The sequence below is a fragment of the Ornithinimicrobium cavernae genome (assembly GCF_003121625.1).
GTDB lineage: Bacteria > Actinomycetota > Actinomycetes > Actinomycetales > Dermatophilaceae > Ornithinicoccus > Ornithinicoccus cavernae.
Window position 1 is genome coordinate 22,099 of the sequence record NZ_QDDJ01000004.1, and the last position, 14,712, is coordinate 36,810.

The window sequence follows — 14,712 nt, forward strand, 5'->3', positions numbered from 1 at the left end:
CGATCAGTTCTTCTCACGGAGCCAGACCCCGGAGGTCTCCTCGAGCTGCTTCACGGCAAGGAGCTGACCGCCGTCGCCGTAGGTCAGCAGCGCACGACGGTGCATCTGCTCCACGAGCGCGGACACCTCGAGCGGCACGCCGACGCGGCGACCCAGGTCCACAGCGAGCCGGATGTCCTTGAGCGCGAGCGCGAGGCGGAAGTACTCCTTGTAGTCGCCCTTGTAGACGTTCTGCACCAGATCGTTCTCGAGGAAGGCACTGGAAGCACCGCTGCCGGTGAGCGCGTCGTGCAGCAGGTCCAGGTCGACCCCCGCCTTGACCCCGAGGGTCATCACCTCCGCCCCCGCGATGGCGTGCAGGAAGAAGCCCAGGTTCAGGCAGAGCTTGACGGCATAGCCTGCGCCGGCGTGCCCGACGTGAAGGATCCGCTCCGGGTTGCCCATCAGCTCCAGGACGGGGCGCGCCTTCTCGAGGTCCTCGGCCGCGCCACCCACGAAGATCTGGAGGGTGCCGCCCTCGGCGCCGGGCACCCCACCGGTCACTGGCGCGTCGAGCGCTCCCCAGGTGCGCTCCGCGTGGGCCTGGAGCACGTGCTCCATCGCCTCGAGGCTGCTGCTGCTCATGTCCACCCACACCGCTCCGGGCGCGAGCCTGCTGGCCACCCCGTCGGGGCCGCCCATGACCTGCTCGATCTCATCGGGGCCGGGGAGCATGGTGACCAGGACGTCGACGCCGTCCGCGGCTTCGTGGGCGGTTGCGACGGCGGTCAGATTGTCCGTGGCCAGGCCGCCGGCCACCTCCACGTTCACGTCGTAGGCCAGCACGGGAAGGGACGCGGCCACATTGCGGGCCATCCCGGCGCCCATCTTTCCGAGCCCGATGAAACCAACCTTTGTCACGATGGAACCTTCCTGCCCGGGCGTCCCGGGATGGGTCTGGCGAGCACTCGGTTGGCTCGCGGCTGTGAGAGCTAGAATATTGATTGGTAACCCCAATCTGGGACTAGGGTAACCCACTGCACATCGTCAGGCGTCGCGAGCCCACCACTATCTTCGCAGGCCCAGCTGCTGGAACCTCCTTCCTTGACAAATTCCGGCGATACATCACCTGAACCAAACCTGGGCAGAACTGCCTCATGTTGGTACTGTGGGTCACCCACAACGATTGAAGGAATCTCATGCCGATCATTGACATCACCCTCAGCCCCGGCCGCTCCCCCGAGCGGCTGGGCACCCTCGCCCGCCTGGTCGCGGAGGTCACCAGCGCCGCCCTGGAGATCCCGCAGGAGAAGGTGCGGATCATGATGCGTGAGGTGCCCGACACCCACTGGTCAACCGGCGGTGTGACCATCGCGCAGGAGAAGGCCGAGAGGGGCGCGGTGGTGGGGTCTGCCGCGCAGGCTGTGCCGGCCACGGATGCCGTCCCCGGTCACGAGGCAAAGTAGGCCACCGCGATCAGGCCGACCCCGACGACGACGGACCGCAGTGCCCAGGACGGGAGTCGGCGTCCGATGCGTGCGCCGACCAGCCCACCGCACAGGGAGCCCGCCGCAATGATGAGCACCACGGTCCAGTCGATGGCCGAGGGCTGCACCATCAGGAACACCGTGGCCGACACGAGGTTGACGATCATACCGAGCAGATTCTTCACCCCGTTGGCAGCCTGGATGCCGATCGGCACCAGGAGCCCGAGGACGCCGAGGACGATCACTCCCTGGGCTGCTCCGAAGTAGCCGCCGTAGGTGCCGGCGAACAGCACGCCCGCCGCGACCAGGGGCCACCGCACGGTGGCCTCTGGTCCGGCCGGTCTGTCCGCAGCCCTGCGCTGGACCCACGGACCGATGATGACGAGGCCCACCGCGAGCAGGATCAGCACCGGCACGACCGCCTCGAAGGCCTCCGGCGGCAGCCAGAGCAGCAGCAGCGCCCCGGCGATCGCGCCCGTCACCGACACCGGGACCAGGCGCAGCACCAGGGTGCGCAGGCCAGAGATCTCCGTGCGGTAGCCCCACGCCCCGCTGATGCCCCCGGCGACCAGGCCCAGGCTGTTGGACACGTTGGCGACCACGGGTGGGAAGCCCAGGACGAGCAGGGTGGGGAACGTGATCAACGTGCCCGACCCGACGATGGTGTTGATCGTGCCGGCCGCCAGGCCCGCCAGCAGCAGGAGGACCACATCGACCGGGCTCACCGGACGCGGTCCGCTCCGCTCCCGAGGGCTTCGTAGCCCTCCGCGGGGACGCCGGGTGCGCCCCGGACCACCAGGTCCCACACCGCGGAAGACTCGATGACGAGTACCTGTCGCATGGGCTCAGGAGCCCATGTGCGGGTAGCGCCAGTCAGCGGCCGGAACGAAGGTCTCCTTGATCGCCCGGGTGCTGGTCCAGCGCATCAGGTTTGCAGCGGAGCCGGCCTTGTCGTTGGTGCCCGACGCGCGCGCTCCGCCGAATGGCTGCTGGCCCACGACTGCTCCGGTCGGCTTGTCGTTGATGTAGAAGTTGCCAGCGGCAAAGCGCAGTTCCTCGGTGGCGCGGGCGATCGCGGCCCGGTCCTGGGCGATGACGGCCCCGGTCAGCGCATAGGGCGCCACCGACTCCATCTGGCGCAGCATGGCGTCGTAGTTCTTGTCGGCATAGACGTGCACCGACAGCACCGGGCCGAAGTACTCCTCCCGCAGGTGCTCGTGTTCGGCATCACTGACCTGCAGCACCGTGGGCCGGACGAAATAGCCCGTCGAGTCGTCGTACGCACCGCCAGCGACCACCTCGACCGCCTCGTCCTGGTGGGACCGGTCGATCACGCCCGCCAGCCGGTCGAAGGCCCTGCGGTCGATCACCGCCCCCATGAAGTTGGACAGGTCCCGAACGTCCCCCATGGGCAGTTCCTCGACCGCTGCCGCCACCTGCTCACGCAGCCCGCCGCGCCACAGCGACTCGGGAACGTAGGCACGCGAGGCCGCCGAGCACTTCTGTCCCTGGAACTCGAAAGCACCGCGCACCAGGGCAGTGCGCAGCACGTCGAGGTCGGCGGAGGGGTGGGCGACCACGAAGTCCTTGCCACCGGTCTCGCCCACGATCCGCGGATAGCTGCGATAGCTGGCGATCCGCTCGCCAACCTGTGACCAGAGCTGCTGGAAGACGCGGGTGGACCCGGTGAAGTGGACACCCGCCAGCTGCGGGTGTGCCAGGGTCACGTCCGAGACCTCTCCTCCCCCGCCGGTGACCATGTTGATGACCCCGGCCGGCAGACCGGCTTCCCGGAGCAGGTCCATCACGACCGCGGCGGCACGCTGCTGTGTGGTGGCGGGCTTCCACACCACGGTGTTGCCCATCAGCGAGGGTGCCGTCGGCAGGTTGCCCGAGATCGCCGTGAAGTTGAACGGCGTCACCGCATAGACAAAGCCCTCCAGGGGCCGGTGGTCGGCACGGTTCCACACCCCCGGTGAGCTGATCGGCTGCTCGGTCAGGATCTGCCGGGCGAAGTGGACATTGAACCGCCAGAAGTCGATCAGCTCACACGAGGCGTCGATCTCCGCCTGATGGGCGGTCTTGGACTGGCCGAGCATCGTGGCAGCGTTGAGCCGGCCACGCCAGGGACCGGCCGCGAGGTCGGCCGCTTTGAGGAAGACGGCGGCACGATCGTCGAAGGACAGGTCACGCCAGGCGGGCGCGGCCCGCAGCGCAGCATCGACGGCTGCCTCGGCGTCGCGGTGCTGGGCGTTGCGCAGCGTGCCGAGCACCTCAGCGTGCGCGTGCGGCTGCACCACCTCCACGACGTCGCCCCCACCGGTCACGTCCTCCCCACCGATCACGTGGGGCAGCTCGACGGCCTCGGCCGCCATGCGGGTCAGCTCCTGCTCGAGATCGGCCCGCTCTGCGCTGCCGGGCGCGTAGTCACGCACCTGCTCGTTGACGGGGGTCGGCACGTCGGTCACGGCATCCATGCTGATGGGGGTTCCTCTCTGGGTGGTCAGCACCGGCTCAGACGAGCTGGCGCACGGTGGCGGTGAAGCGGCGCAGGCCCTCGGCCACGGCGGCCCGCTCGCCGCTGAACGACAGCCGCACGAAGCCCTCACCGGACGGCCCGAACTCCCGGCCGGACCGGACGAGGACACCGCCGGCAGTGAGTCGCTCGACGAGCTCGTCGGACGTCAGGTCACTCTGGATGCGCGGGAAGGCATAGAACGCCCCGCCCGGCTCGGCGAAGGTGACCGCGGACCCGAGCTTGTGCATCGCCCGCACCACGAGCCGGCGGTTCTCGCGGTAGTGCTCCAGCAGCGGCGGCAGCACGGTCGGGAGCACCTCGAGGGCGCGCACAGCGGCGTCCTGGACAAACATGGCGCTCTGGCCGTTGAACGTCTGGTGCACCGTCCCCACGTGAGCGAGCAGAGAAGCCGGCCCCGCGGCATACCCCAGTCTCCAGCCGGTCATCGAGAAGGTCTTGGAGAAGGTGCCCACGAGCACGACGTGCTCGCTGGTCCCCAGCCAGTCGGCGGAGGACTGGAACGGGATCTCGTCGTCCAGCAGGATGTCGCGGTAGGCCTCGTCTACCACGCAGAGCACCCCGAGCTCCTCGCACCGCTCAATGAGAGCCTGCAGCACCGCTGGGGTGAGCACCTCGCCGGTGGGGTTGCTCGGGTGGCACAGGACCAGCATCCGCGCGCCGCCCAGACCTGCCAACACCCGCTCCGGGTCGAGCGTGCCGTCCGACCTGGCGGGCACCCACTCGGTCTGGGCGCCCGCCATGGCGACCAGGTCCGCATACAGCGAGTAGGTCGGCTCCGGCAGGACCACCCGGTCCCCCGGGTCGAGATGGGCCAGGAAGACCGCGGCGAGCCCGGCGGCCGCGCCGTGCGTGACCACCACCTGGTCGAGCGGCCGGGCACCGTTGGTGCCCAGGTCGAGGTGGGCAGCGACGGCCGTGCGCAGCTCGGGGGTCCCGAGCATCGGGGGGTAGGTCGTGCGGCCGGCTCGGAGCGCGGCCTCGGCAGCCTCGATGATCGGTTGGGGAGTGCCTCCGGCAGGCTCACCCATGGCGAGCGTGACGGCGCCCTCCGGCACCTGCCCGAGGGTAGCCGGGCGACGGCTCACCTCTCGGATGCGGTTGGTCAGGATGGACATGGGTTAACTCCTTGCCTGACGCCACAGGGCCAGACCGAGGCTGAGCACGGTGAGCACCAGGAGCGTGAGCGGGATGGGGTCGAACAGCCAGGCGAACGAGCCGTCGCTGACGATGAGGGCGCGGCGCAGGCTGCTCTCGGCGATGGGGCCGATGATGGCCCCCACGACGAGCGGGATGATCGGCACTCCGGCCTTCATCATGAGCCAGCCGATGACACCGAACACCGCCATCACGAGGATGTCGAAGGTGTTGCCGCGCAGGGAGAACGAGCCCAGCATGCAGAGCACCAGGACGATGGGCCACAGGATGTTGCGGGGCACGCGCAGGACCTGTCCCCAGAGGCGCGTGCCGGCGTAGCCCACGATCAGCACCAGGATGTAGGCGATGATCAGACCGACGAACAGGCCGTAGACCAGATCGGTGTTGGACTCGAACAGTCCGGGCCCGGGGCGCAGGCCATGGACGGTGATCGCCCCGATGAGCAGCGCCGTCGCCGCGTCGCCCGGCAGCCCGAGGGTGAGCATGGGCGCCAGGGCGCCCGCGATCGAGCTGTTGTTGCTCGCCTCGGCAGCGGCGACACCGCGCGGGTCGCCCTTGCCGAAGGAGTCCTGGGCACCCTTGGCGAAACGCTTGCCCTCGTTGTAGGCCAGGAACGAGGCGACGGTCCCACCGGCGCCCGGGGCGACGCCCACGAAGAAGCCGATCAGCGAGGACCACCAGGTTGTCGGGGCGAGCTTCGCCCAGTAGCGAAGGGGCAGCGAGAAGGTGCCGATCGGCATGGGCTTCTGCTGCTTGTCACGGAACTTCTCATACTGCGTGAGGGCCTCGGCGACACCGAAGACACCAACCAGCACAGGGACGAACTCGATACCGGACGCGAGGTTGTCCACACCAAAGGTGTAGCGGGCGAAAGCCTGGATCGGGTCCTGCCCGACGGTGGCGATGCCGACACCCACGAGTCCGGCCATCACGCCTCGGATCACCGCGCCCTCGGAGAGGCTGGCGATCATCACCAGCGCGAAGACGGCCAGCATGAAGTACTCAGGGGCACCGAAGGACAGTGCCCACGCCGCCAGGAAGGGGACCAGGACGGCCAGCAGGATCACGCCGATGATGCCGCCGACCGAGGAAGCCACCAGTGAGACGGTCAGGGCCTCTCCGGCCCTGCCCTTCTCTGCCATCGGGAAGCCGTCGAGCACCGTCGCGGCGGCGCCGGGGGTCCCAGGCGTCTTGATGAGGATCGCCGGGATGGCTCCGGAGTACAAGGCGCTGGCGTAGAGCCCCAGCAGGAGCATAAGCCCCGGGAGCGGGTCCATCGCGAAGGTGAAGGGCAGCAGGATCGCGATGCCCATGTTGGCGGTGAAGCCGGGGATCGCCCCGACGAAGATGCCGAGCAGCACACCGGCGCTCAGCATGAGCATGGCGTCAACGGTCAGGACCGCCTCGAGACCGAGCATCCAGTCGCTCACGGCAGCCACCCTTCGACCAGGCCACGGGGCAGCGGCACGTTGAGCAACTCGGCGAAGACCCCGTGCACCCCCAGAGCCGTGATGAGCGTGATAACGGCGAGGAACACCGGCTTGCGCACGTGCGCCAACCAGAGCGTCGCCACCATGAACACCGCGGTCGTCAGGATGAAGCCGAGCTCACGGAGCAGATAGGCGTAGGCCACCATCGCGACGAACACCAGACTGATCCGGGCCAGGGCGCTGCGCTCTGGATACTTCTCGTCCGCAGCGGCTGGTGCGGGCACCCTGAGCAGATGCGGGACGGCGCACAGGATGAGGCCGATCCCGACCACGCGGGGCATGAAACCCGGGCCCGGGTCAGACCGTCCCACCGCATCTGGGAAGCCCAGGGAGCCCACCGCAAGGACCAGGCCGGCCACCAGGAAGATCGCCCCGATGACATAGCCGGGTGCCCGTGACGTCGGCACCTCGGGGTGCGCTTCGACGTCCTGCTCAGCCAAGACCGCTCACCAGCTTGGCCCCGGAGTCGAAGTCTGTCTGGAGCATCGTGGCGAACTCCTCGCCCTGGACAATCTGGATCTCGTAGCCCTGCGTGTCCATGAACTCCGTGAAAGCGTCCGCCTCGGCGGCCTGACCAAAGCAGTCGATGATCGTCTGGGTGACCTCCTCGGGCATGTCCAGCGGACCGACCAGTCCGCGCCAGACGCCGGACTCCCACTCCACACCGGACTCCTTGAGGGTCGGCACGTCCGGCAGGATCGCCAGTCGCTCGGCGCTCATGGACGCAAGCGGCTTCAGCTCACCGGACTCGATCTGGGTGAGTGCCTCGACGCCGCTGACCGACGTGGCATCAGCCTCCCCGCCGAGAACCGCCACGATCGCGGGGGCCGCGCCGTCGTAGGGAACGTTGGTCGGCGGTGTGATCCCGGCAGCATCAGCCATGCCGCGGTAGGACAGCTCCCAGATCGAGCCCGTGCCGCTGGTGGCGACCGTGAGGCCACCGGTGTCGGCGCCCAGGAAGTCCTCGATGGTCTGGTACTCGCTGTCTGCCGACACGGAGAGCACGGAGGAGTCGAAGTTGAACTGCATCAGGGGCGTCATATCCTCCGGCGTGACGTCGGAGACACCCTGGTGCGTGGCCAGGAACTGTGAGGACGTGCCCACCGCGAGGGTGTAGCCGTCGGGCGGGGAGCCCAGGACGCGCTTCAGGCCGACCGTGCCACTTGCCCCCTCCTCGTTGGCGATGGTGACGGACGTGCCGCAGGTCGACTCGGCCTCCTTGGCCAGGGCACGCGCGATCTGATCGGTTCCGCCGCCGGCAGCGAAGGGCACCACAACCTCGATCGGTCGGGACGGGAAGGCATCCTCGTCCCCTCCGTCACTGCCACAGCCGGCCAGGGTCAGGGCGAGGACGCCCACACCTACTGTGGCGACCCGGCCTGCACGCTTCTGCGAGACATCCATCAGGTACTCCTTCGTACGAGAACTTGTCGCGAGCGCCTCTCTGGCTGCTCCCGGACCTTGGTGACTTCCTGCCGACCAAAGCAACCCGTGGTCCAGCCATTGGCCCTTTGGGTCACCCACAGACCATACGGACCCGTCCGCAGGTCGTCAAGCACTTCCCGCAGTTGAGATGCCCCTTCGTGGCGTTTCACGCTGTTGGGACTTGACAGCACCCGCTAGGGTGGGCTCACATTCTGGTCCATTGGAAACCCCAAGGGAGGGGACCATGACGGCTTCGCCGGAGTCGCGCTCACACGCGCTCCCACAGTCGCAACGCCGCTATGAGGCGGTCGTCGACGGCATCCTCGAGATGGTCGAGGCGCAGGAGATCCAGCCGGGGCAGGCCCTGCCCACCGAGCGTGAGCTCGCCACCGTCTTCGGGGTGAGCCGCAATGTCCTCCGGCAGGCGTTCGGAGTGCTCGAGGAACGTGGTCTGTTGCGGACGGTGCGCGGTTCGGGCCGCTACCTGCGCGAGGCCGCCGCCGGCGGAGGTGGCACACGGACCTCCGTCGAGGTTGCCTCCATCGCCGACGTGCTCGAGGCCAGGATGCTCATCGAGGTCGAGGTCGCCAGGCTCGCCTGCGATCGACGGACGAGTGAGCAGTCCAGGAACCTCACCACCATGGCTCGGCAGCTCACCTCATGGGAGGACAACCTGGAGTTTCACTGCGCGGTGGCCGCGGCCACGCAAAACTTCGTGCTCGAGCGACTGGTGCGCGAACAGGCGATGCTGTCCGGCGAGCTGCACCAGCGCGACCACTACTCCGATCCGGAGCAGCTCAACCACATGCGGCGGGAGCACCAGGAGATCGCCGCAGCTATTGCCGTCCGGGACGCGGACGCCGCCACCGAACTCACCCGGCTCCACCTGCAGCGGACCAAGCGCGTGGTCTTCGAGGCTGCCCTCGGCCTAGAGGCAGGAGCCGAGGACACCGACTCCTGACCGGCAGGTGCGCCCGGCCGGCCTCCGCCCGCTGGGTTGCGGGGCGAGCTGGGCATCGGAACCAGCGGGGCACACGCAGCCAGCACGCCGGCGAGCCACCCGCCCCGCAGGGCGGAGGTGATCACCAGGACGAGCAACGGGCCGGGACTGATGCCGGCGGCCGCTCTGAGCGCCAGGCCGAGAAGCACAACATCCACGGGGGGAGACTAGGCACCCACCGACACACCGCTGTCCGCGCGCCCGGCGCCTCAGCCCCCGAGGTCTCGGCGACGCCGCTCCAGTCTCCTTACCAGGTCTCGACGGCGGCGGGCGTCCCACGGCACGACGCCGTCCCGCACCTGCTCGATCAGGTCAGCAGTGACCGTGAGGACCTCGTCCAGGACGCGCTCCACAGCGGGACCAGGGAGCCCCAGCTGCTCTCCGAACCGGCGGAAGGCCTTGGCCGAGAGGTTGTCCCGACGCCCGGCGAGAGGCAGGGCGAAGGTTGTGTCCCCGTAAGGCACCGTGGAGGGCACGTCGTAGATCGGTGCGACGGCACGGTCGACGGATCCCACGACAGACAGGTTCTTGGCGTGCAGGTCCCCGTTCCCCGTCGCCCACGCCAACACCGCCTGTTGCAGGACCGCACGCAGGGCGAGCGGGCGCGAACGACAGACCCCCGCCAGGCCGGCGGCGAGCTGCTCCATGGTCACCGCATACTTGTTCGCCGGGTGGATGCCCAGCACCTGGGCGCCGTCCTCGACCGCGAGCCGTCCCAGACGCTCACCGTCGGGCACGCGGTCAAACCGGGTGACGAGCAGCCCGGGTCGCCCGTTGCGGTCGTGCAACACCTCGGCGGCCACGACCGGGTGGCGCAGACGGCGGGCCAGCCCGAGGAAGAATGCCTCGTTCTCCACAACGAGGGGATACTCCGGAACCTCCAGCTTCAGCAGGTGGGCGCGGCCGGCGTGGGCCAGCGGCACGGTGAGCATCCGACCGGACACCTTGTCCTGGACGCCCGCCAGGGCCGACGGGTCACCAATGCCCTGGGTGGCCAGCAGGTCGGCGAAGTCGATCTCGGCAAAGCTGCCCTCGACGACCGGTGTGGGGACGTCGTCCGCACCGTTCGGATCCACGAGCACCTGCACGTCTCCCACGGGGTCGGCACCCACCGCCACCAGCAGGGATAGCTCGTCGTCCGCACTTGTCTTGACCGCACGCCGCAGCGCCGTGAGGCGTCGCCCCTCGGGCAGCAGGTTGGCAAAGAAGGCGGGCACGGCACCAGCAACGGTCCGCACGGGTTCCTCAGTCAGCGGAAGGGTTGTGGCCACGGCCCGGCCACCCGACTCGAGGTATGCCGTGGAGTAGGTGAACTCCACGCCACCATCCACCCGGGTCAGGGTTGCCGCCGGTCGCCCGTCCTTGAGGACGTGGGCCTCCCGCACCTCGCGGGGGTCAGGCCCGTTGACGGTCCAGCCACTGACTGGCGTCACGGCACCTCCACCGCGACGAGTTCCAGCCGCAGACCGAGGACCTCCAGCACCGGCTCCACCTTGTCCAGGCGGACGCTGGTCTTGCCGGACTCAAGGAGGCGGATGAAGCGTTCCGACACCCCGGCCAGCTCGGCAAGATCGACCTGCCGGAGACCGAGCTCCCGGCGACGCGCGGTGACCTGCTCATGCCATGTCGGCATTGGCCGTCACCTCCCTACCGGCACGATCGTGCTGATTCCTCCCAGTATGACCGAGGTAACGACACGTGTCGAGAGGAAACGGCACGATCGTGCCCGTCGCACCCAAGGAGGGCGCTACTCGCCACTCTCCTGCGATCCCTCGGCACGATGGTGCCGGTGAGCGCACGCACCGGAGGTGACGTCGCCGTCCAGCTCTCCCAGCACCGACAACGGGACGGGCTTGATCGGGAAGTGCGCGGTGAAGTGGCCGACCTGCGCCACGGGTCGCCCGGTCCGCCCGGCGACGAGGGTCCCCACCGTGGTCTCGCAGTAGCGCCCCTGGCAGGGCCCCATACCGCTGCGGCACTCGAGCTTGACCGCGTTGGCGGTGGACATCCCGGGGTTGGCGTCCAGCACCTGCTCGATCGCGCCCCGGCTCACCAGCTCGCAGCGGCACACGACGGTGTCGCTGCCCGCCAGGTCGGCCAGCGCTTCCCGCTGCGGTGCGAACATGCGCTGCACGACCCGGGCGAACCGTCGGGCCCGGCGCGCCGACCTGTCGGCCTCCTCCAGCTCGACGTCGACGTTGTGCCCGGTGAGGTCGCTGACCACGCCCAGCCCGGCGAGCCGGCCCTGGCTGCGGGCCATCTCGGCGCCGCTGACACCTACGGGCTCGCCAGCGGCATACACACCGGGCACATCGGTGGCCATCCGGTCGTCGTGAGCGACGACCCAGCCACCGGCCGGTGAGTCCCAACGCATCGCGCACCCGGCCTGGCGGGCCAGCTCGGCGGAGGGCTGGAACCCGTAGCCCAGGACCAGGGCGTCCGCCTCCACGCGGCGGGCCTGGCCCACACCACGCCACTGCCGGTCCACCTGAGTGAGGGACACCGCCTCGACGTGCCGGTGCCCGTGCGCGGCCGTCACGACCGTGCGCGGCGAGATGCGGACGCCCCCGGCGACCAGCCGGGCCACCGCCCGCGCCGAGTCGCCGAGCAGTGACAGGTGCCCGGGCACCGCCCCCAGGGAGCCCAGGGCCTCACGCGGCGTCGGCAGCCCCCTGGCCAGCGCCACCTCGGCCACGTCGGCGCCGGCCGAGCGCAGCTGGTCGGCGACGAGCAGGAGCAGCGGGTGCGACCCGGCGAGCACGAGCCGCTCGGCCGCGAGCACCTGCTGGCTCTTCAGGAGGGTCTGCACCGCGCCGGCCATCATCACGCCGGGCAACGTCCAGCCCGGCACCGGCACCGGCATGTCGAAGGCGCCCGTGGCGATGACGAGGCGCCGCGCCCGCAGCAGCGCGCTGCCCCCGGGACCGGTCGTCGCCAGCAGGATCCCGTCGTCGCGCTCCTCGTGCACCACCCCGAGGGCGGTCGTCTGGAAGCGCCAGTCGATGTCGGTTGCGCTCTCCGCCCGCTCCAGGAGGCTGCTGGCCCAGGGATAGCCGGCCGGCGGGGTCCACGGCTGGTGCGGGAACTCGGGTGGGCGCTGCCGGAAGATCTGGCCGCCGGGTCGGCGCTGCTCGTCCACGACCGTGACCCGTAGGCCGTGGTCGGCGGCGGTGAGGGCGGCCATCATGCCGGCCGGGCCGGCGCCCACGAGGGCGACGTCGCAGGTCAGTGGTTCTGCCATGAGTGCACCTCCATCCCGTCCTCGACAGGGGTCAGGCAGGAGCGCACCAGCGACCTGCCGTCGACGGTCACGGCGCAGTCGAAGCAGGTGCCCATGTTGCACAGCGGCTGGCGCGGCTCCCCGTCACGGGTGAGGCTGACGCCCTCGACCCCGTGGGCCATCAGGGCGGCAGCGAGGGTCTCCCCCGCGTGCGCCGCGACCGGCTGCCCGTTGAAGCTGAAGGACACCGGGGCGCCACGCTCGGTGTCGAGGCGGGTGCTACGCGACGTCAATGCTCTCTCCGAATCGTTGCGGCCCGTAGGGCGCCAGGTCGATGGTGGGCTCCAGACCCTGCGCGAGGTCCGCCAGCACCCGCGCGAACGTCGGCCCGAGGGTGAACGCCGAGCCGCCGGTCGCGAGGAACAGGCCCGGTCGGCCGGGCACCGGCCCGACGACGGGCAGCTGGTCCTCGGCGACGGTCGTCATGCCGACCCAGGTGCGCAGCAGCGGGATCCCCGCCAGCCGCGGCACCGCGCGCAGGGCGGCCCGCGCGTTGCCGACCACGGAGTCGTGCAGCAGGTGGGGACGCTCCGAGAGCCTCGGTCGGCCACTGGCGTCGCGCCGCAACCTGGCCGGCCACCCCCCGCCGATGAGCACGGTGCCGTCCTGGGACTGCTTGAGCGAGAGTCGCTCCCCGGCGTGCTGCACCAGGTGGGGCAGGAACTTCGGGGTGCGTGCGGTCACGTTCATCTGCAGGGCCAGCGGGATGATGGGCAGGTCCAGCCCGACCATCTGGCCGAGGTGCTGGGTCCAGACACCCGCGGCCAGCAGCACCACGTCAGCCTGGATCTCCTCACCGACCTGGTTGCCCACTGCATCGGTATGCCGCGTGCTCACCTGCCAGCCGCGGCCCACCCTGCGCAGTCCCACCACCTCGGTGCGTGTGGAGACCTGGGCACCCAGGTCGGCCGCGGCACGTGCGAGGGCGGGGGCGGCGGTGCGGGTGTCGGCCTTGCCCTCGATGGGACAGAACGCGGCGGCCACGATGGAGGGCGACAGGTAGGGCGCGACGTCCCGGATCTCGTCGCCGGACAGGAGGCGGACGTCCAGCCCGTGGGAGCGTTCCAGGTCGCCCTTGGCCTCCAGCACCCGGGCCTGGTCGGCGGTCTCGGCGAGCATGAGGCCGCCGGTCTGCGCCACGCCGAGCGACGGCCCGAAGGCCTCCCCCAGCTCGGACCACCGGGCCGCGGCGTCCAGGTGCAGCGGCATGGCCTCGGCAGCCACCTGTGCGGCCTCGAGCCCGCGCTCGACCATGCGGTACTCGAGCTGGAAGTGCAGGCTGCCGGCGTTCTGTCCGGACGCGTGCGCGTTGATCTGGTCCCGCTCCAGGAGCACCACACCGACGCCGTCGCGGGCCAGGGTCCAGGCGGTGGCGCAGCCGAGCAGGCCACCGCCGACCACGACGACATCGGTACGGATCATGACAGGGGCGTGGTCTCGATGCCCAGCGAGTGCAGCGTCGACTCGATGCGGGCGACCTCGTCGGGAGTGAGCTCCAGGAGCGGCTCGCGGACGTAGCCCGCGGGGACCCCCTGGAGCCGTAGCGCGGTCTTCATGATGGCCTGCTGGTTGCCGAACTGGGCGCCGTAGTTGGGCAGGAACCAGCTCTGCATCACCACGCGGTCCCGGGCGCCGAGCTCGATGGCCCGCTCCCGGTCGCCCTGGTCGATGGCCCGCCAGAAGTCGGGGTGGTCCGAGCCCAGGGGCGCCCCGGAGCCCATGAGCCCGTCGCCGTGACCGAGCAGAGCGAGGTCGGCGCCGAGCGGGGAGGTCGGGGTGCCGAAGTAGCGGACCTTGTCCTCGAGGGCATACATGCCGTCGAGGAAACCGGCGAAGTTGCCGGTCGAGTTCTTGATCGCCACGACGTTGTCGAGCTCCGCGAGCTCGCTCAGCAGCTCGGTCCCCATGTCGACGACGCAGCCGCGCGGCCAGTTGTAGACGCAGATGGGGATGTCGACCGCGTCCGAGATGTCGCTGTAGAACTTCACGATCTCGCGGTGGTTGGGCACCATGTAGGGCGGCGGGGTGACCAGGATCCCGTCCAGGCCCGCGTCCATCGCGGCGCGGGCGTGCGTGATGGCCTCCGTCTGGGTGAAGGCGTTGCAGCCACCCAGCACCCACATCTTGCCGTCGGCGTTGCGGGCCCCGGCGTGGAACAGGCTCGCCCGCTCCTCGGTGGACAGCGAGAACCACTCACCCGACGTGCCGGCCAGGATGATGCCGTGCAGGCGCTGCTCGACCATCCAGTCGACCTGCCCGGCAAAGGCCTCCAGGTCCAGGGCGCCGTCCTCGGCGAAGGGGGTGGTGATGGCCGGGATGTAGCCGGTCCACTCAACGCTGGTGCGATCCATGTGGGC

At 70.0% G+C, this 14,712-nt stretch carries 15 protein-coding genes; 2 read left to right on the plus strand and 13 right to left on the minus strand.

What is annotated here, in order from left to right; genetic code table 11:
* Positions 1-3: 3 nt before the first annotated feature.
* On the minus strand, positions 4-900 hold the full coding sequence (locus DA085_RS04990; protein WP_202619109.1) for an NAD(P)-dependent oxidoreductase: 897 nt from the start codon (positions 898-900) through the stop codon (positions 4-6).
* A 278-nt stretch (positions 901-1,178) separates the two neighbouring features.
* Here DA085_RS04990 and DA085_RS04995 point away from each other — a divergent pair, with 278 nt between their 5' ends.
* Positions 1,179-1,445, plus strand: a complete 267-nt coding sequence (locus tag DA085_RS04995; RefSeq protein WP_109471857.1) for a tautomerase family protein — start codon at positions 1,179-1,181, stop codon at positions 1,443-1,445.
* On the opposite strand, the gene DA085_RS05000 is transcribed toward DA085_RS04995, so the two are convergent.
* From DA085_RS05000 to DA085_RS05025, 6 genes are all read right to left on the minus strand, one after another.
* Complete coding sequence (locus DA085_RS05000; RefSeq protein WP_109471858.1) at positions 1,430-2,191, minus strand: sulfite exporter TauE/SafE family protein; 762 nt, start codon at positions 2,189-2,191, stop codon at positions 1,430-1,432. The genes DA085_RS04995 and DA085_RS05000 overlap by 16 nt on opposite strands.
* 120 nt (positions 2,192-2,311) lie before the next feature.
* Complete coding sequence (pruA, locus tag DA085_RS05005; RefSeq protein WP_109471859.1) at positions 2,312-3,943, minus strand: L-glutamate gamma-semialdehyde dehydrogenase; 1,632 nt, start codon at positions 3,941-3,943, stop codon at positions 2,312-2,314.
* A 37-nt stretch (positions 3,944-3,980) separates the two neighbouring features.
* Positions 3,981-5,120: a pyridoxal phosphate-dependent aminotransferase gene (locus DA085_RS05010; protein WP_109471860.1), complete on the minus strand. Its 1,140-nt coding sequence runs from the start codon at positions 5,118-5,120 to the stop codon at positions 3,981-3,983.
* Between the two features lie 3 nt (positions 5,121-5,123).
* Positions 5,124-6,590 carry a tripartite tricarboxylate transporter permease gene (locus DA085_RS05015; RefSeq protein ID WP_154402102.1) on the minus strand — a complete coding sequence of 489 codons (1,467 nt, stop codon included), beginning with the start codon at positions 6,588-6,590 and terminating at the stop codon, positions 5,124-5,126.
* Entirely contained in the window at positions 6,587-7,090 is a 504-nt protein-coding gene (locus DA085_RS05020) for a tripartite tricarboxylate transporter TctB family protein (protein WP_109471862.1), read from the minus strand. Before DA085_RS05020 ends, DA085_RS05015 begins: the two co-directional genes overlap by 4 nt.
* On the minus strand, positions 7,083-8,054 hold the full coding sequence (locus DA085_RS05025) for a tripartite tricarboxylate transporter substrate binding protein (RefSeq protein ID WP_109471863.1): 972 nt from the start codon (positions 8,052-8,054) through the stop codon (positions 7,083-7,085). The genes DA085_RS05020 and DA085_RS05025 overlap by 8 nt, the downstream gene beginning before the upstream one ends.
* Before the next feature lie 265 nt (positions 8,055-8,319).
* Here DA085_RS05025 and DA085_RS05030 point away from each other — a divergent pair, with 265 nt between their 5' ends.
* Positions 8,320-9,036, plus strand: coding sequence for a FadR/GntR family transcriptional regulator (locus DA085_RS05030; RefSeq protein WP_161958413.1), 717 nt, complete (start codon positions 8,320-8,322; stop codon positions 9,034-9,036).
* 248 nt (positions 9,037-9,284) lie between these two features.
* On the opposite strand, the gene DA085_RS05035 is transcribed toward DA085_RS05030, so the two are convergent.
* The 6 genes from DA085_RS05035 to DA085_RS05060 form a co-directional block, all read right to left on the minus strand.
* A complete protein-coding gene (locus DA085_RS05035) occupies positions 9,285-10,508 on the minus strand; it encodes a type II toxin-antitoxin system HipA family toxin (RefSeq protein ID WP_237565327.1) in 1,224 nt (407 codons plus the stop codon).
* A complete protein-coding gene (locus DA085_RS05040; RefSeq protein WP_109471865.1) occupies positions 10,505-10,708 on the minus strand; it encodes a type II toxin-antitoxin system Y4mF family antitoxin in 204 nt (67 codons plus the stop codon). Before DA085_RS05040 ends, DA085_RS05035 begins: the two co-directional genes overlap by 4 nt.
* A gap of 114 nt (positions 10,709-10,822) precedes the next feature.
* Positions 10,823-12,316 carry an FAD-dependent oxidoreductase gene (locus DA085_RS05045; protein ID WP_109471866.1) on the minus strand — a complete coding sequence of 498 codons (1,494 nt, stop codon included), beginning with the start codon at positions 12,314-12,316 and terminating at the stop codon, positions 10,823-10,825.
* Positions 12,301-12,588, minus strand: coding sequence for a (2Fe-2S)-binding protein (locus DA085_RS05050; protein WP_109471867.1), 288 nt, complete (start codon positions 12,586-12,588; stop codon positions 12,301-12,303). Before DA085_RS05050 ends, DA085_RS05045 begins: the two co-directional genes overlap by 16 nt.
* Positions 12,575-13,777: an NAD(P)/FAD-dependent oxidoreductase gene (locus DA085_RS05055; protein WP_109471868.1), complete on the minus strand. Its 1,203-nt coding sequence runs from the start codon at positions 13,775-13,777 to the stop codon at positions 12,575-12,577. The genes DA085_RS05050 and DA085_RS05055 overlap by 14 nt, the downstream gene beginning before the upstream one ends.
* Positions 13,774-14,706 carry a dihydrodipicolinate synthase family protein gene (locus DA085_RS05060; protein WP_109471869.1) on the minus strand — a complete coding sequence of 311 codons (933 nt, stop codon included), beginning with the start codon at positions 14,704-14,706 and terminating at the stop codon, positions 13,774-13,776. Before DA085_RS05060 ends, DA085_RS05055 begins: the two co-directional genes overlap by 4 nt.
* Positions 14,707-14,712 lie beyond the last annotated feature (6 nt).